The sequence below is a fragment of the Actinomycetota bacterium genome (assembly GCA_030776625.1).
GTDB lineage: Bacteria > Actinomycetota > CADDZG01 > CADDZG01 > WHSQ01 > MB1-2.
Window position 1 is genome coordinate 467,276 of sequence record JALYHL010000001.1, and the last position, 25,725, is coordinate 493,000.

At 66.1% G+C, this 25,725-nt stretch carries 24 protein-coding genes and 1 riboswitch; of the genes, 3 read left to right on the forward strand and 21 right to left on the reverse strand.

Translation table 11 applies throughout. From position 1 onward, the window contains the following. Nucleotides 1-10: 10 nt before the first annotated feature. The 6 genes from M3N53_02295 to M3N53_02320 form a co-directional block, all read right to left on the reverse strand. Nucleotides 11-412 carry a hypothetical protein gene (locus M3N53_02295; GenBank protein MDP9067163.1) on the reverse strand — a complete coding sequence of 134 codons (402 nt, stop codon included), beginning with the start codon at nt 410-412 and terminating at the stop codon, nt 11-13. Continuing rightward, nucleotides 409-3,726, reverse strand: coding sequence for an AAA family ATPase (locus M3N53_02300; GenBank protein MDP9067164.1), 3,318 nt, complete (start codon nt 3,724-3,726; stop codon nt 409-411). Before M3N53_02300 ends, M3N53_02295 begins: the two co-directional genes overlap by 4 nt. A 557-nt stretch (nt 3,727-4,283) precedes the next feature. Further along, entirely contained in the window at nt 4,284-4,850 is a 567-nt protein-coding gene (locus tag M3N53_02305) for a DinB family protein (protein ID MDP9067165.1), read from the reverse strand. A gap of 57 nt (nt 4,851-4,907) precedes the next feature. Further along, nucleotides 4,908-5,663, reverse strand: coding sequence for an HNH endonuclease (locus tag M3N53_02310; protein MDP9067166.1), 756 nt, complete (start codon nt 5,661-5,663; stop codon nt 4,908-4,910). Then, on the reverse strand, nt 5,606-6,019 hold the full coding sequence (locus M3N53_02315) for a hypothetical protein (protein MDP9067167.1): 414 nt from the start codon (nt 6,017-6,019) through the stop codon (nt 5,606-5,608). Before M3N53_02315 ends, M3N53_02310 begins: the two co-directional genes overlap by 58 nt. A 226-nt stretch (nt 6,020-6,245) precedes the next feature. Then, nucleotides 6,246-7,367 (reverse strand): S1 family peptidase, encoded by a 1,122-nt coding sequence (locus M3N53_02320; GenBank protein ID MDP9067168.1) that lies wholly within the window; start codon nt 7,365-7,367, stop codon nt 6,246-6,248. 98 nt (nt 7,368-7,465) lie between these two features. Here M3N53_02320 and M3N53_02325 point away from each other — a divergent pair, with 98 nt between their 5' ends. Continuing rightward, a complete protein-coding gene (locus tag M3N53_02325) occupies nt 7,466-8,269 on the forward strand; it encodes a hypothetical protein (GenBank protein MDP9067169.1) in 804 nt (267 codons plus the stop codon). Nucleotides 8,270-8,661: 392 nt separating this feature from the next. Then, nucleotides 8,662-10,107, forward strand: a complete 1,446-nt coding sequence (locus M3N53_02330) for a S8 family peptidase (protein MDP9067170.1) — start codon at nt 8,662-8,664, stop codon at nt 10,105-10,107. Nucleotides 10,108-10,220: 113 nt separating this feature from the next. On the opposite strand, the gene argH is transcribed toward M3N53_02330, so the two are convergent. From argH to M3N53_02380, 10 genes are all read right to left on the reverse strand, one after another. Further along, complete coding sequence (gene argH, locus M3N53_02335; GenBank protein MDP9067171.1) at nt 10,221-11,558, reverse strand: argininosuccinate lyase; 1,338 nt, start codon at nt 11,556-11,558, stop codon at nt 10,221-10,223. Continuing rightward, nucleotides 11,551-12,741, reverse strand: a complete 1,191-nt coding sequence (locus M3N53_02340) for an argininosuccinate synthase (protein MDP9067172.1) — start codon at nt 12,739-12,741, stop codon at nt 11,551-11,553. Before M3N53_02340 ends, argH begins: the two co-directional genes overlap by 8 nt. Then, nucleotides 12,738-13,220 carry an arginine repressor gene (locus M3N53_02345; GenBank protein ID MDP9067173.1) on the reverse strand — a complete coding sequence of 161 codons (483 nt, stop codon included), beginning with the start codon at nt 13,218-13,220 and terminating at the stop codon, nt 12,738-12,740. The genes M3N53_02340 and M3N53_02345 overlap by 4 nt, the downstream gene beginning before the upstream one ends. After that, nucleotides 13,201-14,370, reverse strand: coding sequence for an acetylornithine transaminase (locus M3N53_02350; protein MDP9067174.1), 1,170 nt, complete (start codon nt 14,368-14,370; stop codon nt 13,201-13,203). The genes M3N53_02345 and M3N53_02350 overlap by 20 nt, the downstream gene beginning before the upstream one ends. Next, nucleotides 14,367-15,230, reverse strand: coding sequence for an acetylglutamate kinase (gene argB, locus M3N53_02355; protein MDP9067175.1), 864 nt, complete (start codon nt 15,228-15,230; stop codon nt 14,367-14,369). Before argB ends, M3N53_02350 begins: the two co-directional genes overlap by 4 nt. After that, nucleotides 15,230-16,375, reverse strand: a complete 1,146-nt coding sequence (gene argJ / locus M3N53_02360; protein MDP9067176.1) for a bifunctional glutamate N-acetyltransferase/amino-acid acetyltransferase ArgJ — start codon at nt 16,373-16,375, stop codon at nt 15,230-15,232. The genes argB and argJ overlap by 1 nt, the downstream gene beginning before the upstream one ends. Beyond that, complete coding sequence (argC, locus tag M3N53_02365; protein MDP9067177.1) at nt 16,366-17,328, reverse strand: N-acetyl-gamma-glutamyl-phosphate reductase; 963 nt, start codon at nt 17,326-17,328, stop codon at nt 16,366-16,368. The genes argJ and argC overlap by 10 nt, the downstream gene beginning before the upstream one ends. A gap of 44 nt (nt 17,329-17,372) precedes the next feature. Next, nucleotides 17,373-17,645 (reverse strand): MoaD/ThiS family protein, encoded by a 273-nt coding sequence (locus M3N53_02370; GenBank protein MDP9067178.1) that lies wholly within the window; start codon nt 17,643-17,645, stop codon nt 17,373-17,375. Then, nucleotides 17,642-18,913 carry a threonine synthase gene (thrC, locus tag M3N53_02375; GenBank protein ID MDP9067179.1) on the reverse strand — a complete coding sequence of 424 codons (1,272 nt, stop codon included), beginning with the start codon at nt 18,911-18,913 and terminating at the stop codon, nt 17,642-17,644. The genes M3N53_02370 and thrC overlap by 4 nt, the downstream gene beginning before the upstream one ends. 44 nt (nt 18,914-18,957) lie before the next feature. After that, nucleotides 18,958-19,071, reverse strand: a riboswitch (SAM riboswitch). 81 nt (nt 19,072-19,152) lie between these two features. Further along, nucleotides 19,153-20,358 carry a hypothetical protein gene (locus M3N53_02380; GenBank protein ID MDP9067180.1) on the reverse strand — a complete coding sequence of 402 codons (1,206 nt, stop codon included), beginning with the start codon at nt 20,356-20,358 and terminating at the stop codon, nt 19,153-19,155. A 142-nt stretch (nt 20,359-20,500) separates the two neighbouring features. Between M3N53_02380 and M3N53_02385 the strand changes: the two genes are divergently transcribed. Further along, nucleotides 20,501-21,238, forward strand: a complete 738-nt coding sequence (locus M3N53_02385) for a hypothetical protein (GenBank protein MDP9067181.1) — start codon at nt 20,501-20,503, stop codon at nt 21,236-21,238. On the opposite strand, the gene M3N53_02390 is transcribed toward M3N53_02385, so the two are convergent. From M3N53_02390 to M3N53_02410, 5 genes are all read right to left on the reverse strand, one after another. Beyond that, on the reverse strand, nt 21,235-22,596 hold the full coding sequence (locus M3N53_02390) for a nicotinate phosphoribosyltransferase (protein MDP9067182.1): 1,362 nt from the start codon (nt 22,594-22,596) through the stop codon (nt 21,235-21,237). The genes M3N53_02385 and M3N53_02390 overlap by 4 nt on opposite strands. Before the next feature lie 29 nt (nt 22,597-22,625). Continuing rightward, entirely contained in the window at nt 22,626-23,210 is a 585-nt protein-coding gene (locus M3N53_02395) for an isochorismatase family protein (GenBank protein ID MDP9067183.1), read from the reverse strand. A gap of 54 nt (nt 23,211-23,264) precedes the next feature. Then, complete coding sequence (locus M3N53_02400) at nt 23,265-23,690, reverse strand: RpiB/LacA/LacB family sugar-phosphate isomerase (GenBank protein ID MDP9067184.1); 426 nt, start codon at nt 23,688-23,690, stop codon at nt 23,265-23,267. A 187-nt stretch (nt 23,691-23,877) separates the two neighbouring features. Then, nucleotides 23,878-25,143, reverse strand: a complete 1,266-nt coding sequence (locus M3N53_02405; protein ID MDP9067185.1) for a hypothetical protein — start codon at nt 25,141-25,143, stop codon at nt 23,878-23,880. A 114-nt stretch (nt 25,144-25,257) separates the two neighbouring features. Then, nucleotides 25,258-25,710, reverse strand: a complete 453-nt coding sequence (locus M3N53_02410; GenBank protein ID MDP9067186.1) for a plastocyanin/azurin family copper-binding protein — start codon at nt 25,708-25,710, stop codon at nt 25,258-25,260. Nucleotides 25,711-25,725: the final 15 nt, after the last annotated feature.

A 25,725-nucleotide genomic window follows, 5' to 3' on the forward strand; every position in this document is an offset into this window, starting at 1 on the left:
TGTTCGCGCTTCAACCCTCAGCCCGGAGTCGAGCGAGTCTGAACTGTGCATACATAAACAGAGGAATCCAGAGGATGTCGGTGAAGACGATCCCGAGCAAGAACCTAGTCGGAACGTCTCCGATCGCGTACGCGACGATCACGCTGATGGACGTCACGCCTTTCTCGATGTAGGAATACTTGATCATGTCGTAGCGTCCCAGCGGGTCTGACGCGATCTCCCAGAACATCACTCCCCACAAGAAGGCCATGCCGCTCCATATCCAGACCAGGAACGGATAGTCCGGCGGCCGGTCGGTGAAGGCTCCGACGTAGGTGTCGTAGGCGATGAAAGCCGGGATCGTAACGACGAAGTTGCTCAGCGCGGCGACTCGGTAGAGAACAGAGCTCCGTTTCAGAACCGAGCCATTCATCTGTCCTCCGATCTCTCGCCCGTGGTTACCAGCGCTCTACCTCGCTCGACGAGCAGCTCCAATCCGGCCCTGGATGCAAGCTCGTCAGCATCATTCAACACACGTAGGGAAGCGTCCTTTGCATCCGGCCCACCTCGCGCGAGCAAGAGCCGGGCGCGCGCCTGCTGGGTTCTTATCAGCCACGGCAGAGCGCGCATCGTCTTCGACATTGATGCTGCTGCGTCGAAGTACCGTTCCGCGTCGTCCCACCGTGTCAGGGTCGTAGCAAGGAGGCCCAGGTAATGGGCCACACTTCCTTGCCACACGACGGGCGAGGTGATGCCGACGAGCACGTTCCGGTCCGCATACGGCATGAGAAGTTCGAAGAGCGTCGACGCGTGCTCGACGTCCTCGAGATAGACGCACAACTCCGCCAATACTGCGGTGGAGACGAGCCAGCTCGAATCGCGCGGAAGGGTCCCAAAGTTGTCTCTCGCGAGGAATTCGAATTCTCCGCGCGCCTCCTCGCGAAGGTCCAGCTCCATGTAGAGCACGGCCAGGCCGGATCGCCACGCCGGCAACTCCGGATACTGGGCTACTGCCCCTTCGACGAGGTCACGCATCTCCGTGAGTCTTCCCTGCTCTCGTCGTAGCGTGAGGAGTTGGCCGGACGCGGCAAGGAAGATCGAGCGTCGCCCCATCTGTTGAGCGAAGCTGAAAACCTTTTGATTCAGATCGTCCGCTTCCTCGAACCGACCCTCCATCAGCGCCCGCATCGCTCGCAGCAAGACGTTCAGGTAGGCGTAGAAGGGAAGCTTCAGCTCGTCGGCGACCCGAGCCAGCCATGCTTGTTCCTGATCAATCTTTCGAACATCTCCGATCTCGAAGAGATCGATCAGCCGGAGGACTCTCCCCCGCAACAACATCTCGGAGTCATTCGTCTGTTCGGCGAGCCGGATGCTTTCGTCGATGCCGGCAAGGCGTTCGTCCAACGACTCGGGTCCCCAGGCGGCGTGACGGTCGGCCATCAGCGCATACGCAAGGCTCTCGCGGTCTTTGAGGGCTCGGGCCGACTCGATCGCGCTACGCGTGAGCGATCTCCGACGTTCCGCCTGATCCGAGTAAGAAAGCTCCATCGCGAGACGAGCTTGGATACGGATGCTGAGCGAAGTGGGGCGCCCGCCGACACCGGACAGCGCCCGTTCGAGCAGCTCGACGAGTTGGGTGTCGACGATGCCGACCTCGATCCAGAGTCCCCCGTAACCAAGCGCAGCCCGGGCCAGAGCTTCGGTGGCTCCCGACGACGTCGCGAGTTCCGCCGCGCTGACGAACGTCTGCTTGGATTGCTCGATGTGGCCCGCTCTCCACTGAGCGTCGCCGAGATCGAGCAATAGCTCGGCTTCGTCGGGTCCACCATGGTCGACGTAGGCGAGTTTCTCGATCGCCGCGGCAAAGAGCCGGACGGCCTCCTCGTACGCGAAACGCTGCAAAGCCTGACGGGCCGCCAGGGCCGAGTAGTGAGCGGCCTTGCCCGCCTCAGAGTCGCCCGCCCATGAGAAGTGATGCGCGATCTGCGTGAGATGAGGCCCCAGGTTGTGTTCGTAGATCTTCTCGATGACCTGCCCAGCTCTCGCGTGCATCGCGAGTCGAACTCCAAGCGGTAGATCTTCATAGAGCGTCTCCTGGATGAGCGCGTGCGCGAACAGGTAACTGCCGTAGTTGGTTGCCGGCACCAACACGCGCAGGCCCTCGGCTTCTTCAAGCGAGGCGTCTACGGACGTCGTGGGCAGATCGAGGAGCGCCCTCAACAGCCGAACCTCGAAGCGACGCCCGAGCAGGGACGCCGCGGCAAGGGTCGTGTGACAGTCCTCACTAAGGAAGCTCAACCGGCGCGAGATGACGTCTCGAACTCCGGGAGGCAACGAGATGTCGGCGTCCGGGGATTCCGAGAAGGTCTCGAGTCGGCCCTCGGAGGCCAACAAACGAAGGATCTCCCCGACGAACAACGGGTTGCCCTCACTCTTGGAGTGGAGGGCATCGACGAGCCTCTCGCGGGGAGGTACACCGGTCATCGATTCGATGAGACGCGCGACGTCGGTCCGATCGAGGCCTGGGAGCGGCACGCGTACCGCATTTGGTCGGCGCAGAACGTCGCCGGTCATCTGCGCGATGGCTGCCCCCGGCCCCTTCGTGACGTCGCGATAGGTCCCTATAACGAGTATCGGGAGATCCGTTATCTCCCTCGAGAGGAACTCGAGTAGCAGGAGCGACGTTTTGTCCGCCCAGTGGAGATCTTCGAGGATGAAGACGAGCGGACGGTACGCCGCGAGACGACGAAAGAACGTCACGGCCGCTGTCAACAGTTGGAACCGCGCGGCGTCGGGATCGCCCGGCACATCACCCGGCCTCTCGGTGCGCTCGCCGAGCTCGGGAACGATCTGGGCGAGATAACGACTCCCTTGGCCGAGAGCCTCGTTCAACTCAGCTTCGGGGGTGCAGCCGGCGGCCTCTCGGATCACCTGTACCCACGGCCACAAGGCCGGCGCGCCGGAGCCCTCATGGCAGCGACCCCAGAGAACCTGCATGCCGGAGGCACGAGCTTCCGCGGCGATCTCCTCACATAGCCGCGTCTTACCCATCCCCGGGTCGCCGACGAGCAGCAGCACTTGACCTGCTCCCGTGAGTGAATCGCGCAGCCGCCTAAGAACCTCACCCAGTTGGGCGGCTCGGCCGACGAACTCGGCAGGTTGTACGGGTGACTGAGCGAGGGCTCCCAGCGGACCCAGCGACCTTAGCGGTGGAAAGTCGCGCTCGAGCTCAGGGTGGCACAGCTGCCACACGCGTTCCGCCTCTGCCAGCCCCTTCATGCGGTGTTCCCCGAGATCGATGAGCCACGCCCCGGACGGAAGTGAGTCCTTCACCAGCCGCGCCGTAGCATCCGACAGGAGCGCTTGGCCGCCGTGAGCGAAACCCCTTATGCGCGCGCAGCGGATGATGGTCGTGCCCTGATAATTCCCGCCTCGCAACTCACACGGGCCTGTGTTCAATCCCATCCGGACGCGGAGACGGATCTCGTGCGGCCAAGATGCGCCGGCGATCGATCTCTGGAACTCGAGCGCCGCGGCAACCGCATCGTTCGGGTCGTCGAATGCGAGGACGACGCTATCTCCTTCGCCTTGATCTCGAGGAAGTGACCCCTCGAATCGCTCCACTATGTGCGCAACGATCCGCTCGTGTGCGTCGGTCGCCTCTTGCATCCCGGCCGGATCCCGTTCCCACAGCTCTGTCGATCCCTCGACGTCGGTCATCAACAAAGTGACGTTCTTGGCAGCCACGGGCTTAGTCAGTCGAGGTCGATCGGGTCGCGGCTCCGTCGATGCGCAGGGGCGACGGATCGATCAATCGGGCTAATAGTGGCGTGAGCGGGTTGAACCACGGTGCCTCAAGCCCGGCGGGTTCGTCCCTCATGCGCTCTATGTTCCCCCCTCAGGGTCCAAGCTTGCGCCCATCGTCGCAACCCACCAACTGAAGTCAACTTCAAAGCCGCACCACCTTTCCGGAACAGTTAAAAAAGACACACCGGTGGAGCCGTCACAGCTCCGGAGGCTTGAGCTTCCCGGCCTTCCGGTCCCGCTCCGTCTTTGCCTGATGACAGCGCCAGCAGCGCGGTTTCCATTGCTCGTAGTCGACGGACCCCCAGCCACCCGCGGCTCCACATGGTCGAACTCGGTGCGGAAGCGATTGCCGCAGTCGACGCACCTGACCCCGTCGAACGCGGGCGGCTCCGCCAGCTCGAGCGCGATGGCGACCTCGCCGGGATGCACCAACGGCAGGATGTCTTTTCATCCTGCCGGGGGCACTGAGAGAGGAACCCAACGCCGCTGCGGCCTCGTCACTGGCCGACCCTTCCGTCGATGCACTCGCGCAACAGGTCGGCGTGTCCGCAGTGACGGGCATACTCCTCAATCCTGTGCACCATCAGCTCCCGAACTGCAATCCCGTCCTTGCCCAGACGCTCACTCAGATCCGGGTGCTCGGCCAGAGCGGCGTCGGTCGCAGCCTGCTCGCGCTGCAGAGCAGAGTACGCGGCGTCGACCTCGGCCTCGTCGGCGACAGCTCCGTCGAAGTCGGCGTCACGCTCGCCGTACAGCTTCGGCAGCGGATCACCGTCGCTGATCCAGTTGCGCCAGTCCCGCTCTGCCTCGGCGAGGTGCCGAAGCAGGCCCAAAAGCGACATCGTCGACGGGGGAACCGACCGACGGGCCAGTTGCTCCGCGTCCAGGCCCTCGCACTTCATTCGCAGGGTCATGCGGTAGTTCGTCAGGAAGTCCTGCAGCGTCGCAAGCTCGCCGTCCGGACTGGGACCGTTGTTGCGGGGATCGTCGTCGGGGTCGGCCCACATATCGGGGTAGATGGTCGCCCGGCTCCATCGTGCGGGTTGGTCACTCCTGCGTTCCATGCTCCTCTGAGCCCAGGTCGCGTCATCGCCCCAGCCAACCAACTGTAGATCGGGCCGTCACGGTTCCGGAGGCTTGAGCTTCCCTGCCTTGCGGTCCCGCTCCGTCTTTGCCTGATGGCAGCGCCAGCAGCGCGGTTTGAGATTGCGCGTCGACGTAGAGCCGCCCGCGACCCGCGGCTCGACGTGGTCGAATTCGGTGCGGAAGCGATTGCCGCAGTCGACGCACCCGACGCCGTCGAACCCCGGCGGCTCCCCCAGCTCGAGCGCGATGCCGACCTCGACCGGGATCGAGCGCGACCAGCGCCGGAACCGACGGAGGTCCTTTCCGTCGTAGAACACCCCGCTCAGGAATGCATCCTGAGCGATGTCCTTCGCCACCTGCGGCGAGACCGGACCGATGCCCGGGATCTTGCACACCTCGCGTTCTCGCACGTCGCTCCAGCCCCGCTTGGCAACCTCGTGGCTGACGAGGACGACCAGCTCCGGGCGGCGAGCGCGGCCCGTGCCGGAGCCAGAGAGGAGCGCGGCGTAGGCATCGGCCAGATGCGCCTCGAACGGCTCGTCCTCGCCGTCCTGCTTCGCGGTCCGGGCCAGGCGCGTAGCCTCCGCCTCCGCCCGCGCCACGATGGGCGTCCCGACATGCGGCTCCAGCGCGAGGTGGACGTGCACCATCCCGAGCTCGTCGCTATAGCTGCGAGCGCTGCGTGCGTCCCGCTGGCGCTCCGCGAGACCACGGTGTTGCTCGGCTTCGAGCTTCACTTTCCGGGCTTTCTCTCTGAGCACGTGGAAGGCCTCGTCTTGCGCGACCGCCACCAGCTCCTTGGCGGCTCCCGAGCGGACTCTTCGGCCTTCGCGATCTCGCTGGCCTGATCCAGAGAGATGGTTCCGTGTTGCAAGGCCGACGCCAGCTCCGGCGCGCCCTCCAGAACCTTCGCCGTGGCAACGGTGTCTTTCGCCCGCGTGACGGAGGTCCCGGTAACGCGCGCCAGCTCCGTGGCGTCCGCGACCTTGCGCGAGAGCGCGGCAACGCCGAACGCCGCCAGCTTCTCGGCGTGCGCGTACGCCTCCAGCAGCCTCTTCGCATCCGATGCACCCACGAGTTCGGGCTGCAGGTTCGCGTTCGCCTTCTCGAGCAGCTCGATCGCCTCGTCGACAACCCGAAATGACATACCTGTGATTATGCTGAGGGGGTACGACAACTTTGCGCGAGATTGCCGCCGAAACGAAAATCAGGATGATTTTTTCCCTCGACCACTCGCTCCGTCGACACCGCGAGCCGGCGGTGCGATGTGCACTTGAGTCACCAGTCGCGAGCGAGGGGAGGCACCCAGTGTCGGTGCCTCCCCTCGAGCTCGACGCGTTGCGAGGATCTTCCCCGCGGCTGTCAGGCCGTCGTTACGGGAGACCTGTGACAGGTACCGGGTACGAAACGAGCTGGCCGTTCGCGAGCGTCCCCGACACCTCCGTCGCGCGGGTGCCGCCCATGATCCCGATGCCGCTCCGCATCAGTGGATCGATCCAGAGATGCGTCATGATCCCGGCCGCCTCCATGTTCGCGCCCAACGTGTCACCGGTAAGCGTGTTCGCCCCCGACCCAGAGTCACCCGGAGCGATGAGACCCTCGAACATGTAGTGGTCGTTGCCCCAGTAGATCGCGGTTCCGGCACGTGGCGTACCGCCGGCGCCAACCCCGAGGCCATGACCGTAGTGAACGACGCCCTGCGCAAGCGTCGGATCGGGCGTGAGCGAGACGCTCGGTACGAGCCCGCGCCGCGGGAACGAGATGCCTGCCAACTGGCCGACCTTCGTGTACATGCCGCGCGGCCCGCCCCAAAACGCCATCGTCGGGCTCACGAGTTTCTGATACTGCGGAAAGATGTCGATGAGTGCCCAGTCGTTGCCGAGGCCGCCATCGTGCGACGTCTTGAACTTCCCGAAGTCGAGCAGGACGGGGTTGAGGACCCCATTGCGGTCGCCGAAGGCTGCGATCACCGTCGCTATGTCACCCGTTCCGCCGCAGTGTCCCGCGGTGCTGATCTGGTAACTCCCAGGCGAACCGTAAACGTGCGCGAGGCTGCACCACGAGACGTAACCGTCGTTCAACAGCAAGACCCACGCTCCCGGCCTGATCCCGGTCCACCCGGCGCCGGCGTACGTGGCAACGGTGGGGCCCATCGTCCCGGTCTCCTGCGAGATCGGCGCCAGATCGACTACCTCGGCGGTCCCGTCGGGCGAGATCATCGTCGGCTCCGGGTACCGCCGCGAGAGAAGGACGTCGGTCGGAGGAAGCGAGAGACGCGCGAGCTGGTCGTCCGTGGGCCGGAACTCGATGGGAGCCCAGGTGTTCTCCGGATGCGTCGCCAGAAGGTCCTCGATCCACTCGTCGGAGATCTCTTGCAGCGTCTCGGGCGCCACCGTGTACTCACGTAGCGTCAGAGGCGCCTCGGTAACGGCCGGAGCGGTCGCAGTCACGGCGGTCGTGATCACGGTGACCAGACTGATCAGAGCATCAAGCATGCTGCCTCCCCCCAAGCGGACAAATGCCGACGAGACATACCTTCGGGGTCAAGTGCGGTAATCCTCCCCTCGCGGGCTCTCGAGACTAGATTCGGCCCGTGAGCAGCGTCATCCAGAGACGAGGGCAGTGGTTCCACCAGCGCGCAGACGGCATGTGGATGCGGTGGAACGCCTCTGGTCGCTCGTGGATCGAGCAGCCGAGCGGCCCGCCGCCGCCGCTCCCGCCTCCGCCCGCGCCCGATTACCCACAGCTGATCGCGCCCCCTCCCCCGCCAGATCCTCCTGGAGCGTCCGAGCCGAGCTCCATCCGGCGGCGAGCCGTCGTCGCGGCGGCGGTGGTGGCACTCGCCGTCGCGGCGCTGTCCCCGCTTCTGGTCGACCGTGAAGAGCGGCCCGCCACTCCCGTCCCCGTCCAGCCCGCGCCGACACCACAGACGGAAGCGGCCGAGGAGCGATCTCCTGCATCCGTCGCGGTTCGCGCGACCCCCACCCCCCCGGCCGCCGAGCCGGTGGAAACACCGCCGCAAGGGGAGAGAACAGCGTTCGCGGCGCAGGCCGAGGCCTTGTGCGCGCAGGCGACTGCCGCGCAACAAGGCGTCATCCGGCCGACCACGCTAAAGGATATTGGCACGTACGCGAGAAAAACGATCTTGATCACAGAGGCGTTGACGGAACGGCTTCGAAGGTTGAAACCGCCCGCGCCCGATGCCACCGAGATCGACATCATGTTGCGCGAGATAGACCACGCGATCGTCTTCTTGCGCGAGCTCGCCGCGGCCGCCGAACGCGCCGACTACGCCGCCGTGGATCGGGCCGCCGCGGGCGCCCAGTCACACCTGGAGACGGCCGACCAGATCGCGCGGCGGCACGGCCTCACCGAATGCAGCACCGCCGCGAGCTGACCACCGCTACGTCTTCGCCGGATCTTGCACCTGCGCGGTGTTGTTGCGGCTGCTGCGTCGAACGCGACAGTCCTGCGATCACGCGTACTCGCCCGAGGATGGCAGGGTCACGTTCCACTGCTGAAAATTTCTCTTGCTCCATCGTTGCTCATGCATCTATATTTCCGAGCTTCATGGGAGGCGGGGCGACGGCAGGCGGCGGGGGCGAACCATCTGGTGCCTCCTCACACCTAGGGCACGGGCTGGCCAGCGTCGAACCGCGAGCGGAGAAAGGAGACTAGGTGCTGAGACCCACATCGCTGTGGCGGACTCTCACTGCGACCGCGCTTGCGGCGCTCGTTGGGCTGAGCGGGGCGAATCCAGCCGGTGCAGATCCGTCGCGACCGAATCGGCTGCCATCGCACAACGGGCCCGCGCCCGTCACCGGGGAAAATGACCCCGGAGCCCTCCGGGACCGCTACATCGTGGTGTTCGATAAGGGCACGTCTGCAGCGGCGGTCGCATCCGCTCGCGATGACGCGCGTGCGCGCGGAGCGACGATCCACTACGACTATCGGCACGCGCTGACAGGCTTTGCGGCAACGCTTCCCGAGCGCGCCCTAGAGGCACTCCGTAACAACCAGAACGTCAGCTATATCGAAACCGATCGCGTAGTCGAAGCGAGCGACACGCAGTCCCCGGCGACGTGGGGGCTCGACCGGATCGACCAGCGCAACCTGCCGCTGAGCAACAGTTACACGTACAACGCGACCGGGTCCGGGGTGACCGCGTACATCATCGACACCGGCATCCGCTTCAGCCATGTGGAGTTCGGCGGACGTGCGGTGTCGGGATACGACGCGATCGACGGCGGCTCCGCGAACGACTGCAACGGTCACGGAACGCACGTCGCCGGCACGGCCGGGGGCGCCACCTACGGCGTCGCGAAGGGCGTGCGCCTGGTTGCGGTGCGCGTGCTCGACTGCGCGGGATCCGGGACCAACTCCGGCGTCATCGCGGGCGTCGACTGGGTCACCAGCAATCACACCGCGGGGCAACCCGCGATCGCGAACATGAGCCTGGGGGGCAGCGCGAATAGCTCGCTCGACACCGCTGTGAACAACTCGATCAACGACGGCGTGAGCTACGCGGTTGCGGCTGGGAACTCCAACGCCGACGCCTGCAACTATTCGCCCGCACGTGTGACCGCCGCGATCACTGTCGGGTCCACAACGTCGTCCGACTCGCGCTCTTCGTTCTCGAACTACGGCTCGTGCCTGGATCTGTTCGCCCCCGGATCCAGCATCACATCCGCCTGGTACACGAGCGATACCGCGACGAACACGATCAGCGGGACCTCTATGGCGGCACCGCACGTAGCAGGCGTCGCGGCTCTCTACCTCGAGAACGACACGTCGGCGTCGCCGTCGACAGTGCGCAACGCCATCGTCAACGCAGCAACGTCGGGCGTTCTGAGCGGCATCGGCAGCGGGTCGCCCAACCTGCTGCTGTACTCGCTCGTGACCGCGCCGCCAGCCACGGACGAGTGCACGCTTCCCGAGTCGTACTCGGGAACGCTGTCAGGCACCGGTGACTACGACTACCACCCAAAGGGGACCTACTACTACTCGAGCGTCTCCGGCACGCACCGCGGCTGCCTCCGCGGCCCCACGACCGGAGCCGACTTCGATCTGTACCTGTACAAGTGGAACGGCTCTTCGTGGGTGATCGTGGCCCGGAGCGAGAGTGCCGACTCGTCCGAGGACATCGCGTACAGCGGTACCGCGGGGTACTACTTGTGGGAGGTGTACTCGTACAGCGGAAGCGGGAGCTACATCTTCGAGATGAAGCGCCCGTAACGCTCTAACGTCAACGCACGGCCGGTGGGGTTTGAAAGCACACCCACCGGCCGTGTCGCGTTCCGAGACGATCCGATGCAGGCGGCGCGAGGCAAGCTGCGCACGGACGCAGATCAAGCGCGGCAAGCCTCGCGCAGCACCCGGATCTGCTCGTCTACTCGCTCGGGGGCCGTTCCGCCGTGGCTGTTTCGGAGCCGCATGCTCCGGCGCGGCCCCTCAGCGGTCTCGGGAACCTCCGTCGTTAAATCCACCGCGCCCGAGTCCACCGCGGCAACGAGACGCCCCGCCGCGCCGTGCGCCTGTCGGAACGGCATACCCGCCGTGACGTAGCGCTCGGCGACGTCGGTGGCCCATGTGGCCCCCTCTCCCGCGGCGCGCTCCAGCACCTCGGTTCGGAACTCGATCACCTCCATCAGGTGGCTCATCGCGACCAGACAGCTCTCCATCCGGTCCACGGCGGCAAAGAGGTGACCTTTGTCCTCTTGAAGGTCGCGGTCGTAAGCCAGCGGGAGGCCCTTCAGCAAGCTCAGCAGCGCGGTGATGTCGCCGATGCCGCCGGCGGCGCGACCACGTATCAGCTCGGCTAGATCGGGATTGCGCTTCTGGGGCATCATGCTCGACCCCGTCGACCACGCATCCGGGAGATGAAGGAACGCAAACTCGGAGCTCGAGAAGATGACGATCTCCTCCGCCAGCCGCGACAGATGGACCCCGCATAGCGCGCATGCATAGACGAGATCGCAGACGAAGTCGCGGTCGGACACTGCATCCATCGCGTTGACGAAGAGATGCTCCAGCCCCAGCTGGTCGGCGACAACGGCCGGATCCAGCGCGAGCGTCGTTCCGGCGAGAGCGCCCGCGCCCAGCACGCAAACCTCGGACGCCGCCCGCGCGGCGTCGAAGCGCTCCGCATCACGCGCCAGCGCGGCTCCATGCGCGCACAGATAGAAACCGACGCTCACGGGCTGGGCGCGCTGGAGGTGGGTGTATCCCGGCATGACGTCGTCTCGATGCTCTTGCGCCCGATCGGTCAAGACCCCGATGAGATCCCGCGTGAGATCGGCCAGTCGTGCAGCTGCATCCGAACACCAGAGCCGAAGGTCCTGTGCCACCAGGTCGTTGCGGCTTCGGCCGGCGTGGATCCTCGCGCCGGTGTCGCCGAGTCGCTCGGTGAGCTCGCGCTCCACCAGTGAATGAACGTCTTCATCCAGCGGGCTCGGTTGAAGATCGCCGCGTTCCCATTCGACAACGAGCTGGTCCGCTGCGCGATCCACGGAGACGAGATCTTCCGCGGAAAGAAGATCCGCCTCGACCAGCGATCGTGCATGCGCCTTCGTGGCGGCCACGTCGTAGGGCAGCAGGCGCAAGTCGATTTCGATCGAGCGGGTCAACCGGATCATCTCGGGATGAGGCCCGTCCGAAAAGCGACCGGCCCACAAGGCGTCAGACATGCGTCTTCGCCCACTGCTTGGTCGGAAGCCCCCACAGCCGCACGAACCCCGCGGCATCCTCGTGGTGGAAGGTGTCACCGGCGTCGTACGTGGCGAGCCGGTGGTCGTACAGAGCGTGGCGCGAGCGTCGTCCGGACGGCTCGCAGGAACCGGGGCCCAGCCTCAGCCGTACGTCTCCGGTGACGCTGGCGGAGCACGTTGCAGCGAACGCGTCGATGGCTGCGCGCAGCGGCGAGAACCACAGGCCTTCGTAGACGAGCTGAGCCCACGTCGCCTCGAGCTTCCTCTTCTCCCTGGTGAAGTCTCGCTCCAGGGTCAGTTGCTCCAGGTCTGCGTGCGCGCGGATCAATGCGAGGGCGGCCGGCGCTTCGTAGATCTCGCGCGACTTGATGCCGACCAGGCGGTCCTCCACCATGTCGATCCGCCCGAATCCGAACGATCCGACGATCTTCCCGAGTGCCTCGACGAGGTGGAGCGGCTCCATCGCCTCGTCGTCGAGGCTCGTGGGGACGCCGCCATCGAAAGAGACCTCCACCTCGGCACCTGCTAAGGCGGCCTCACGCGGATCGGCTGTCAGCGTGAAGACCTCTTCGGGCGGAGCAACCCAGGGATCTTCGAGCACACCGCACTCGATGCTCCGGCCCCATACGTTCTCGTCGATCGAATAGGGCGAGGACTTCGTCGTACGGATGGGGAGATCACGCTCCTGCGCGTAGGCGATCGTGTCCTCGCGCCCCATGCCCCAGTCGCGCACCGGAGCGAGCACCTCGAGATCGGGCGCAAGCGCGCCCAGCGCGACCTCGAAGCGGACCTGGTCGTTCCCCTTGCCGGTGCACCCATGCGCCACCGCCGACGCTCCGGTCTCCACAGCGGCCTCGACCAGCACCTTGGAGATCAGGGGGCGGGAGAGGGCGGATACCAGCGGGTATCGCCCTTGGTACAGAGCATTCATGTGCAGGGCGGGAAGGACGAAGTCCTCGACGAACTCCGCGCGCGCCTCGACTAGACGACTGTCCACCGCACCCAGCTGCAGAGAGCGCGCGACGGCCTCGTGAAGGTCACCGGGCTGTCCGACGTCGACCGCGACGGCGACGACCTCCCAGCCGCGCTCGGTCAGCCACGGGATCGCGACGGAGGTGTCCAGGCCCCCCGAGTAAGCAAGTACGACTCGACGTTTCGTCATCGCGCTGCCTCCTCGAGCACAACCGGCTCCCGTCGCAACCAGCGATCGACGAGTTCGGCAGCAACCACGGCATCCGAAGTCGCGGCGAACACGGTGTCGTCACCGGCGATCGTGCCGACGACGCCCTCGACTCCAGCGAGGTCGATCGCTCGCGCGATGGCGGCTGCGTGACCGGGCAGCGTCACGATCACGGCTATGTTCCCGGCCACCTTGAGGTCGATCGCGAACTCCTCGAGCTCCCTCTGAAGCGTGCGGCCGAGCCGCGCGGACCGCGCCCTCGAGGTCTCATCGGGAAGACGGTAGGCAACCTGATCTCCGATCTTTACCTTGATCGCTCCCACCTCCTGAAGGTCGCGCGAGATGGTGGCCTGCGTGACATCGTGTCCGGCGGCACGCAACGCCGCCACAAGGTCCTGTTGCGTCGCAGCGCGACCCTCGTGCAGCATCTTCAGGAGATCCCTACGCCTTTCTGACTTCATCCCAAGCCTCCTCGAGTAGGTCGAGTCCGCGCTCGATCTCGTCGTCGCTGATCACCAGCGGTGGGCAGATCCGAATCACATCCGGCGCGACGTCGTTCACCAGCACGCCGCGTTGCAACGCCGCCGCTGCCAGACGAGATCCAGTGTCCGAACCGAGCGCGACCCCGAGCAGCAGGCCCCTGCCGCGCACGCCGCCCGTGCCGAAGATGGACCCGAGCCCGTCGCGCAGACGCGCACCGGCCACCCGAGCCCGCTCCAGCAGTCCCTCGCGCTCGATCACGTCTAGGACCGCTAGCGCCGCCGCGCTCTGAACGGGACCTCCGCCGAAGGTGCTGCCGTGGTCGCCGAAGGCGAAGGCTTCGGCCACCGGCGGCACCGCCAAACAAGCACCGATCGGGAGCCCGCCGCCCAGCCCCTTCGCGACACAGACGATGTCGGGCACGATGCCGGTGGCCTCGAATGCGAACCAGGACCCCGTACGACCGACACCTGTTTGCACCTCGTCCACGATCAGCAGGCAGCCGGCGCGATCGCACAGCTCGCGCACCTCGGCCAGATAACGGCCGTGCGGAACGATGATTCCCGCCTCCCCCTGGATCGGCTCCACGATCAGCGCGGCGGCGTCGTCGCCCACCACCCTCTCCAGCGCGTCCACGTCATCGAAAGCAACGTGGGTGACGCGCGGCAGCAGCGGCTCGAACGCGTCGGCCTTCGAGGGCTGGCCGGTTACGGAGAGGGCCCCGAGCGTGCGCCCGTGGAAACCGCCTCGCGCGGCAACGATCCCTCGTCGCTGCGGTCCTCCCCACTTGCGCGCCAGCTTGATCCCACACTCGACGGCCTCGGCCCCTGAGTTGCAGAAGAAGCTCCTCATCCCACCACTGAGGCTCATCAACCGGTACGCCAGATCGCGTTGCGGAGCGGTCGTGTACAGGTTCGAGACGTGGACGAGCCGGGCCGCCTGTCGCGCAATAGCCGCTGTGACGTCCGGATGCGCGTGGCCGACGCTCGCAACGGCAAGGCCGGCGACAAGGTCGAGGTACGGCCGCCCGTCGGCGTCGTAGAGCGTGCTTCCAGACCCGCGCTCGAACTCGACCGGCCATCGTCTGTAGGTCGACAGCATCGGGTCGACTGCGGCGGCGACGACGCTCACGGCAGCACCTGCGTCCCCACACCTTCCGGTGTGAAGATCTCCAGCAGGAGGCAGTGCTCGACGCGGCCATCGAGGATGTGGACCTTCCGGACTCCGGCCGCGATCGCGGCCAAGGCCGACTCCGCCTTGGGCCGCATCCCCGCCGACAGCGTGCCAGCGAAGGAAGCGAGATCGCCGCTCTTCAGCTCCGGGATCAACGAGTCCCTGTCGCCGAGGTCCCGATAGAGACCCTCGACGTTGGTGACGTAGATCAGCTTCTCAGCCCCCAGCGCCGCCGCTATAGCCGCCGCCGCAGCGTCGGCGTTGACGTTCAACGTCTCGCCCTCGGCACTCGGCGCAACCGTCGCGACCACCGGCGTGAAACCGGAGTCGAGCAATGACACGAGCACCTCCGGATCCACACGCCCGATGCGACCGACGCGACCGAGCGGTCGACCCTCCAGAGACACCTCCCGCTCCGCCACCATGCAACCGGCGTCGACACCGGATAACCCCAGAGCGCGCACACCAGCGCGATTGAGACTGCCGACAAAACTCGGGTTCACCGCGCCGATCAGTGTCTGCTCGACGACCGTCATGGTTGCCTCGTCTGTGACTCGTAGCCCGTCGACGAAACGCGGTGAGACACTCGTCGCCTGCATCGCGCGAGAGATCTGCGGTCCGCCGCCGTGAACTACGACGACGCGCACGCCGACCAGGACGAGCAGAGCGATGTCTTCCACGAGGCGAGCTGCAAGAACGGGGTCGTCCAGCGGTTCGCCACCGAGCTTCACGACCACCGTCTGGTTCCGGTAAGACCGGATGTACGGGATCGCCTCGATCAGCGTCTGTGCCTTGGCCGTCGCCTCCGTGACCGTCATCACGAGGTTCCCGTCGCGTTCAATGTGACGTAGTCCGGCGACAGGTCCGTCGTTAGCACCTGAACCGAAGTGTCACCGGATCCCACGCGGATCCGCACGGTGAGCTCGTCGCCCACCATCTCCGCGCGGGCCGCGGTCAGAGAACCGGCGGGGGCGCCGGAGGCGAAGACGAGGTGCGACCCGATAGCCACGTCTACCTTCGACAGGTCCAGATCCCGTTGCACCGCACCCATGGCGGCGAGGACGCGGCCCCAGTTCGGATCCGCACCGTGCACCGCCGCCCGCCACAGGGCGGACGCAGCTACGCCGCGAGCCAACGCGACTCCCGTCGATTCGTCGGCCGCGCCCGCGACCTCGATCCGAACGAGACGCGAACCGCCTTCGGCGTCCTTCACCATCTGCTCGGCCAGATCGCGGCAAAGCCGCTCGAGCGCCGCTTCGAAAGCTCGAACGTCGTCGACCCGGGAGACACCCGAGGACAGCAGGAAGACGGAGTCGTTCGTGCTCTCACATGCGTCAACCGACACGCGGTCGAAGGACCGGGCCACGGATCGAGACAGGCTCTGCTGGAGGAACTCTGCCTCCAGATCGGCATCGGTGGCGATGAAGGCGAGCATCGTCGCCATGTTCGGAGCCAGCATCGCAGCTCCCTTCGCGACACCCACGATCTCGAACCCCGAGCCGTTCGTCCGAGCCGTCTTCGTGATCGTGTCGGTCGTCAGGATCGACTGGGCGAACGACGCAGTGTCCTGTCCCAGGGCCGCCGTGGCAGCCGGGATCGCCGCCACCAGGTTGTCGACCGGAAGCTGCATGCCTATCGGACCTGTCGAGGCGACCAGCACCTCGGCCGAGGCACATCCCAGGGTGGTCGCGGTGGCTTCGGCGGTGGCGCGAACGGCCGCGACGCCCGCTTCGCCCGTGCACGCGTTCGCGTTGCCACTGTTGACGGTGATGGCTCGCACCGGTCGGCCTCGCAACGAGCGCGACCAGTGCACGGACGCGGCGGCTGCCGCGTTCTTCGTGAAGGTCCCCGCCCACGCCGCCGGACCGTCCACGGCGATCACACCGAGATCGAGCGCGCCTTCCTTCTTGATGCCCGCTGCCACCCCCGCGCTTTGGACACCGCGCGGCCAGCTCAAGGCCATGCGGGCACCGCCTCGAGCCCGGTGGTCTCGGGCAGACCCAGAACCAGGTTCGCGTTTTGGATCGCTTGGCCCGCGGCCCCCTTACCGAGGTTGTCGATCGCGGCGGACGCGATAAGGAAGCCCGTGGCGGTGTCGACGCGGGCGGAGAGCCGCGCGCGGTTCGTGCCGGCGACCGTCTTCGTCCCGGGCCAGTCGGACGTGACCTCGACGAATGAAGCGGCCGCGTAGGCATCTCTCAGCACATCAACGGCAACGTCTGCTTCGTCCCCGAGCCATATCGCGCGAGCGGTCACAAGCAGACCGCGCGTCATCGGAACCAGGTGGGGCGTGAATGAGACACGTGCACTCAGGCCGCCGAAGCGCGCGAGGCCGCGCTCGATCTCCGCGACGTGTCGGTGATCGGTCGTGCCGTACGCCGTTGCGTTACCCTCGATCGTGCCGAACAACAGCGCGTCCTGCGGCTTCCGACCCGCCCCGGAGACGCCCGAGAGCGCGTTGACCACCACCGGTGCCTCGATCAGCCCCGCGCATGCGAACGGAACTAGGCACAACAGGGCCGCCGTCGGATAACACCCGGGATTCGCAACCCTGGTGGCACCGGACAGCGCATCCGCGCCGAGCTCGGGGAGCCCGTAGACCCACGAAGGATCGGCGCGGAAATCCTGGGCGAGATCGATCAGCACCTCGGAGGAGACCGTGGTGAGGTGGTCCGGCAGAACCCCGTGCGGCAGACACGAGAAGCAAACGTCCGCGGCGTTCGCCGCCTGGTCGACCGGAACCAGCTCGAGGTCCCGCAGATGGCCCAGGTGAGGGTGCACGTCGGCCGTCGCCTCACCCTCCCGCGTGCTGCCGGCGACCGCGGTGATCGAGAGCGCGGGATGGCGGCTGAGATATCGCAGCAGCTCACCCCCTGCATAACCTGAAGCTCCTAGTACGGCAGCTGAGACTCCCATAGCTGCATATTATGCATCATTGTGCATCTGGTGCCCGATGGGTCTCAGCTGCCTCCGGCCACCGCGGGGATGATCGAGACCTCTGCGCCTGCCGGCACCGAGGTCGCGAGCCCCTGCAGGAAGCGCGCGTCCTCGCCGTCGACGTACAGGTTCACGAACCGCCGGAGCTGGCCATCGCTCAGCAGTCGCTGCGAGATCCCGGGGTAGCGCCCGTCGAGGTCGGCGATGACGTCGCCCAGGGTCGCTCCCTCCGCAGGCACCTCCGCGGCGTCGTCCGTCAGGCTGCGCAACTGTGTCGGGATCCGGACTTTGATCATCGAAGAACCTCCTCTAGGGCACGCTCGACCTCGCCGAGCGACGGACGAACGGTGGTCGTGGGAGACACAGGACCCAGCGCATCGAGCGTCTTCAACCCGATCCCGGTGATCAGGATCACCGTCTCTTCCTCCCGAGCGATGGCGCCGGTCGCGACCAACCGCTCCAGCCCCGATACCGTCACCCCTCCGGCGGTCTCGGTGAAGATGCCCTCGGTCCTCGCCAGCAGACGAATCCCGGCAGCGATCTCCCCCTCGGGCACGCTGGCCACGGCGCCCCCGCTGGAGCGGACCTCGTCGAGCGCGTAGTGCCCGTCCGCGGGAGTCCCGATCGCCAGTGACTTCGCGATCGTGTCCGCTCGAACCGGTTGCACGTCGCGCGCACCGGACGCGAACGCGGCCGCCACAGGAGAGCACCCTTCGGCCTGCGCGCCGTGGATCGCCACCGGTGCGGAGCCCGGCACCAACCCCACCCGATCCAACTCGCGGAACCCTTTCGCGACCTTGGTCAACAGCGACCCGGACGCGACCGGGACGACCACCGCGTCGGGTCTCCGCCACCCGAGTTGCTCGGCGACCTCGAACGCCAGGGTCTTGGAGCCCTCCGCGTAGAACGGTCGCAGGTTCATGTTCACGAACGCCCAGGGCCGTTCCCCCGCCACCTCTGCACAGAGCCTGTTCACGTCGTCGTAGGCGCCGTCGACGCCCACAACCGTGCCCCCGTACACCGCCGTCGCGGCGATCTTCGCGAACTCGAGGTCCTTGGGGATGAAGACGATGCTGCGCATGCCCGCCGCGGCGGCGTGTGCCGCGACCGCGTTCGCGAGGTTCCCGGTCGAAGCGCATGCCGCCGTGTCGTAGCCGAACGCTCTGGCCGCGCTGAGAGCAACCGAGACCACCCGATCCTTGAACGAGTGGGTCGGATTGCCCGCGTCGCTCTTGATCCACAAGCGACGAAGGCCGAGCTCCGCCGCGAGGCGCGGCGCCGGCCGCAACCGGGTCCACCCTGCGCCGATGTCGACCCTCTCCGGCCCCAGGACCGGAAGCAGCGGCGCATAGCGCCAGATGGTCGGTGGGCCGGCTTCGATGCTCTCCCTGGAACAGGTCTCTCTTATGCGGTCCAGGTCGTAGACGACCTCGAGCGGCCCGAAGCACAGCTCGCAGGCATGTTGTGGCGCGATGTCATAGCTCTGTCCGCACTCGCGGCAGCGCAAGCCGCTGACGGCGGACCTGGGATCGGCAAGCAGAACGCCTGCGCTCGGGTCGGTCACTTCGCCTCCTCAGAATCGTGATGTGCCGAGGAGACGCTGGACGCCACTCATCTTTCCCCCGCACGTTGCCGGGCCAGATTTGGCACCTTTCCTCGCGGCGATGCAAGGCGGTTGCCGGGGCTTCAACGGGCTGTTCCCTCCACCCCTCTTGATGAGTCAGAGATTTCTACTGCAGCGGTCGAGAACGGTCAACCGGGTGACGCTTGGCGGGCTCGAAGTCATTCTCGCCAATCCAGAAGTCATTCTCGCCAATCCAGTAGATGGACGATGCGCTGGAACGAAGTAGCGCGGCGGATCCACGATCCATCAACAGACGCCGTATAGACCGCTGAGCTCTCGCCATCCGACACATCGAACGCGAGATAGCGCCCGGAGGGCGACCACCTCGGCGGCGTCCACCTGTCGATGGGGCCGGCCGCTGGGCTCCTTATCACCACTGAGGAACCAGAACCCATGCCGATGATCCTGATAGCCGCCCTCGATTCAGCGTCGTAAGGGCTTCCCTCCACGATCGCCAGCCGGTCCCCATTCGGCGACCACGAAAGGGCGGTTTCGTCCCTCGCGTTGAAGGTGAGACGACGGCGCGCGCTGCCGTCCAGACGCATCACGAAGACCTCATCTGGCCGATGCGTCTCCTCGCGGCCGTCATAGACCACGTACGCGATACGCCTTCGGCCCGGCGCCACCGCCACCTCGCCGATGTGTTTGGGCGCCCGCCGCCGCCAGCGAACCTCGAACAGCGAGCGGCGGTTCGTCCCGTCCGCCGAGATCACGTAGATGCCGCTCTTGTTGGACAGGTCGCCCTTGAAAACGACGGAACGTCCCCCTTGGATCCACCTGGCGTCGTAGGCACCTTGGCCTTCGTTCCAGAAGCAGGTTAGGTCCTGGAGCCCGGAGCCATCGGGCCGCACCTTGTAGAGCTGCGTTGGACCATCGTGGAAGTACGCGGACATCAAGATCCAGCCGTCTTGTGACCAATCCGCCGGAAAGGGGCAGGCGAGCTCGGCTTGCGGCGTAACCGCGGTCATCCTTCCGGTTCGGACCTCCACGACATACAAGCGGCAGTCCTCGGTATCGCCGTAGCGGTCCGCCGAGATGGCGAACCTCGATCTGTCCGGGGACCAAACCATCGAGCCGAACTCGAAGAGATGGTTGTCCGTGATCTGACGCAGCCGGTCCTCGCGCGCGAGCGAAAATATCTCCGGCGGAGTCTTACGGGAGGTTTCCTGCAGAGCGGTCCCCAGGATCCCGTCATCGCTGTCGATGCAGTAGGCGTAATCCTGGTCCTGGTGAGAGGCGCAAGTCGACATGAACAAACGCCCCTCTGGGATCCGTGGGGACGCCGCCTTCGACGCCTGCGCCGAACCGGCGCCGACGACACCTAGCGAAATGACGCAGAAGGTCGTGAAGCAGAAACATCCGACCGAGCGGCTCTTTCGCGCCATGCGCGCACCTCCTGTGTTTAGGCGTGCTCCATGGTGTAGACGCACGGGCAATCCTGGACGCTGCTTTGCGGGGCGCCGGCCCACGCGGGCCCTCCGGAAAAGCGCGTGCATCGTTCGGCCGCGGTGGGTCGTCTGTCATGACGTGAACATCCAGATGACCGGGATCCTCACCGGCGCGGCCATCCTTGTCGCCGCAGCCTGTGGAGCGCCACCTGCGGAACGAGGCGAGCCGATCACGGCGGCGTCGCCCGAGCACGCGACTGGACGTAGCAAGCTCCTTGCTGGAGGCGGATGGAACATCAACGGCGCCAAGACACGACCCGGGGAACCTTTCGAGATCACGGCATTGGCGGCGTCAGTCGAGGTGAAGAACAACACCAGGAGCCCGGTGGTGCCGGTTTGCGTGCTCGAATATGGCAGCCAGGTCGCCGTCATCGACACCGATGCAGTGGAGCTGGAGCCGCGCGAACAGATGTGGTTGTCGGGACACGCCGAGTTTCGGCGACCGCTCGACGACTACGAGTCTAGTTCCGCCTGGTGCTACACCCGGCTGCCCCGCTCCGTTTCGAACCAGATGCGTCGCGAACAGAGGGCCATGACGATGGGCCGTCCAACGAAGGTCCCGAACCTCGTCGGACACGAGATCAACTCGCACCTGCCGAACTTCTCTAGGGGTTTGGACATCAGGATCGTGAAGGAGACCACGCCGTGCACCGAGGCGCGACTGATGAAGATGTCGAGATACGTCGATCCGTTCGGTAAGCCAGCGTGCGGTGATCCCGTAGTGATGGCGCAAGATCCGAACCCAGGCAGCATGGCACGAGTGGGTGACGAGGTCGCAATCACAGTGGCATCGAAACGCCCCAGCGGACGCTCCTAGGTGCCGTGGGTGGCGAGGCTCTGTTCGGCCTGGCGCGCCAGTGCCTCCAGCGGCTCCGATAGCGAGACCGGATAGGTCACCGGTTGCGGCCCTAGGTCTCGCAGCGCGTCCGGCAGCTGGGACAAAGACGCCGCGCACCGCTCCCTCGTCATGTGGAGGTCTTCCGGAGGATGAAGCCTCCGGCCTTTCGCCATCATCGGTTGCAACAGGGGGCGCGTCCCCTCGACCACCTCGTCTTCGAGACTGATGATGTCACCCACGAAGCGGCCATTCTCAGCGCTGCGATACACCTGCTTGATCCCCGGGAGCGTGACCTTCCCCGCGGAAAGCTTCACCTTCGGGATCCCTCCCTCCGCAACGAGCTTGTAGACCCCGCCGAGGTAGGGAGCGTCCCCGCTGGTCCCCATCTGCGTTCCCACCCCGAACGCATCCACCGGCACGGCCGCATCCAGCATCTCTTTCACCCTGTACTCGTCGAGGTCGCCCGAGAGCACGATCTGCGTCTCGTGCATCCCCGCCTCATCCAGGATCGCTCGCACCTCGTGCGACAGGGCAGCGAGATCACCCGAATCGATGCGAACGCCCTTCAAGGTGAAGCCCGAGGCCGCGAGCTCTCGCGCGACCTGCACCGCGCGTTGCGCTCCTTGCGCCACGTCGAAGGTGTCGATCAAAAGGATCGTACGGTCGGGAAAGTCTCGGGCGAAGGCGCGGAATGCCTCGATCTCGCTGCCGAAGGCCATCACGTACGAGTGGGCCATGGTCCCGCTGACCGGGATCCCGAACAGGTGCCCGGCGAGGACGTTCGAAGTCGCGGTTGCTCCCGCGATGAAAGACGCCCTCGCGGCCTTCAGTCCGGCATCCGCGCCGTGATCGCGCCGCAGCGAGAAGTCGAGGAACTTGCGGTCCGCGGCCGCGATTGCGACCCGCGCCGCTTTCGAGGCCACCATCGTCTGGAAGGTGACACAGTTCAACAGGAACGTCTCGACGATCTGCGCCTCGATCAGGGGGGCAGAAACTCGCAACAGCGGCTCCCGCGCGAACGCGATCTCGCCTTCGCGCATGGCCCACACATCGCCGGAGAACCTGAGGTCGCCGAGGTACTCCAGGAACGATTCCTGGAACAACCCGAGGGAGCGGAGATAGGCGATTGACTCGTCGTCGAACCGCAGGTCCTCGAGGTACGACAAAGCCTCCTCGATCCCGCACGTGACCAGGAAGTTGCGCCTGGGCGGCAGCTCTCTGACGAACAGGTCGAAGGTCGCCTCGGCGTTCATCCCGCGCGAGTGGTAGCTCGCGGCCATCGTGAGCTCGTAGAGGTCGGTTAGCAGCGCCGCGTTCGCGGCGGATACCCAAGGCATCTCGACTCAGCCGATCTGTGGGCGTAGCTTCAAACGATCTCGGCCCCCGCCGCGCGCATCGCCTGCACCGCCCGCTCGCCGTCGCCCTCCTCCAGGTCGACGGGGCGGATCGCGTCCAGTAGGACGGTCGTGGCGAAACCCTTCTCGACCGCGTCCAGGACCGTCTCCTTGACGCAATAGTCCGTGGCCAGACCGACGACGACCACCCGTTGCACACCGCGGTTGATCAACGCGGGCTCCAGTTGCGTCTCCGTCGTAGCGCCGCTCCGGGGATCGCGCACGGTGAAACCCGAATAGCCGTCCTGGCCATCGGTGCCCTTCTGGACGATGTCACCGGACACCTCCAGATCCGGATGCAGCTCCGCTCCCCACGTTCCTTGCACGCAGTGCACCGGCCAGATTCCGCCGTCCTTCTGGAAGTGCGGCGTGGATTCTGGATGCCAGTCCTGCGTGTAGAAGACGGGTGAGCCGGCTCGCCGTGCCGTCCCGATCTCGTCGTTGATGACCGGCACCACCTGTTCACCGCCGCGGACGTACAAGCTGCCGCGCGGGTCCGCGAAATCGTTCTGCACGTCGATCACGATCAACGCCGTGTTGTCGTCGTAGCGAGGCATGTGCTCATCATAGATACGCGGGATGAGCCCGAACCTGCGATCGTGCGACGCGGATCAGGCTTGCTCGAGAGCGCGAACGTTGTCGGATTCGCTGGGATCCGGCTCCGCCGCGAACCACGCGTCCAGCATCTCGCTCGCCACGGTGGGCGTCACGAGGCGAAGACTCATCACCAATACGTTCGCATCGTTCCACCGGCGCGCGCCGTCGGCAGTCGCGGCGTCTCCGCAAAGTGCAGCGCGCACTCCGGTGACCTTGTTCGCTGCGATAGAGGCACCCGTTCCGGTCCAGCAGAAGAGGACTCCGGTGTCCGCGTCGCCGGATGCGACCGCCCGCCCGACCTTCTGTCCCACCTCGGTCCAGCCCATCTGCTCTCCGGCCGGAGGCCCCACGAGCGCGACGTCGTGTCCTCGTTCGCGCAGGTCGGCTTCAACCGCGTCGGTCAGGGCGGACTTCTCGTCGGAGCCGAGGATCACTCTCACGCGTCTCGTCCATATCCTCTTCAGCTGTGCCGCAGCGCCGGACGCTGGGTTAGATCCGTGAAGCCGTCCTGATCCCCAGAACTACGCCGCCACGCTAGCGCAACACCAGCCAGGCCTTTACATAAGAAAAGAGCGCCCCGGTTGCCCGGGGCGCTCTTTCCAGCGAGGGGGGGTTCTCGCTGTGGACCTAGATGAACTTGTCCGGCATCTGCTGGACGATCGCCGTGGAGAGAGCGGTGGCGACACCAGGAAGGTGGCTCGCCGCTTCCTTCAGCAGGATGAAGGGGTTGCCCTTCTCCTTGCCGAGAATCCCGTCGATCGCCTTGAGCGTGCTGTCGACGTGAGGCTTCAGTGCGTCCTCGACGGCCGCCTTGGGAAGACCGCCCTCGGTCGCACTCTCGATGAAGGCGCCGAAGTCGCTGCGGTAACCATCGAGGTCCTTCTTGGCCTTGGCGGCCTGCGGACCCTCGCCACCTGCCTGCGTGTAGGCGACGAAGAAGCCGATGTGCTTGCGCCACAGCTTCAGGAACTGGTCGCCGCCAGCCTCACCGTAGACCGAGGCAACTGCCTCGGACAGGTCGACCGAGTTCTTGTCAAGCGCCGCGGCAGCGGCCTCGAACAGCTCGGGCTGGTCGGGGTGCATGACCGCCATGGCGACGGCGGAACCAGCGAGGTACTCGTGACCGTTCAACCCAGCGGTAAGCGTCTGCAGCAGCTGCGCCGACGGAGCCATCGGGTCGCCCTCGATGCCCTGGCTCTGCGCGATCCCGCCGGTGAGGGCGGTGGCGATGCCCGGAAGGTGACCGGCAGCCGTGTAGAGCTCCTCGAACGGGTTGGCCTTGCTCTTGCCGAGAACCGCGTCGATCGCAGCAAACGTGCTGTCGACGTGAGGCTTCAGGGCGTCCTGCACGGCCGCCTTGGGAAGCGCGCCCTCGGTTGCACCCTCGATGAACGCACCGAAGTCGGCGCGGTACTCGTCGAGGCCCTTCTTCGCAGCTTTCGCCTCGGCACCCACGCCACCGGCCTGGGTGTACTGGACGAAGAAGCCGATGTGCTTGCGCCACAGCTTCAGGAACTGGTCTCCGCCAGCCTTGCCGTAGATCGAAGCGATCGCCTTCGAGAGGTCAACCGAGTTCTCGTCGAGAGCTGCCGCGGCGGCCTCGAAGAGCTCCGGCTGGTCCGGGTTCTGAACCGCCATCGCAACCGCGATGCCGGCGAGGTACTCGTGCTCCGTCAGACCCTGGGTAAGCGTCTGCTGCAGAGACGCGACCTCGGCGTCGACCGGCTGGGGCTCGGAGCCGGTTTCGGTGTCGGTCGTGTCCTCCGTGGTGCTGGTGTCGCTGCCGGCGCCGGTCGTCTCGGTGGTCTCGTCGCCGCTCCCACCACACGCTGCTCCGATCAACGCGAATGCCATCAGCGCCGCTACTAGGCGCAGAAGCAAACTTGTACGCATGTGTTTCTCCTTTCGATCCCAACCGCCAAGGTGGCTGCTGGCTTGTTCCTGGTCCGCCCGGGGTTCGGAGTCGACCGAAGCACCGGATTGCTACTCGTACGTAGAACTACGTGGTCACTTGACCGTGACGACACCGGTCATGCCGGGGTGGATCGCGCAGAAGTAGTCGTAGGTGCCGGCCTTGTCGAAGGTGAACTCGAAGGTGTCCTCGAATTCGACCTCCTGGTCGAAAGTGCCGTCCGGCTTCGCCTCTTTGTCCTTGGTGACGCCGGGGATGCCCTGCTTCTGACCGATCCCCGAAGTGACGGTGTGGAGGATGTCGTCCTCGTTCGTCCAGACCACGGTGGTGCCTGGAGCGACCTCCAGCTTCTTGGGCGCGAACGCGAAGTTCTGGATCGTTACCTCGCTACCGGAGGCGCTTTCGGAGGCCATCGAGTCGTCGGTCACGGTGGATCCGGAGGAACCGGTGTCGGAGGACGCCGCGGGGGCGTCGGAGCCGCCTCCGCACGCTCCTAGGAGCAGCGCTAGAGCGGCAAGGGGGGCGAGGACGTGCTTTTTTGTCTTCATGCCCCTCGTTCGGGG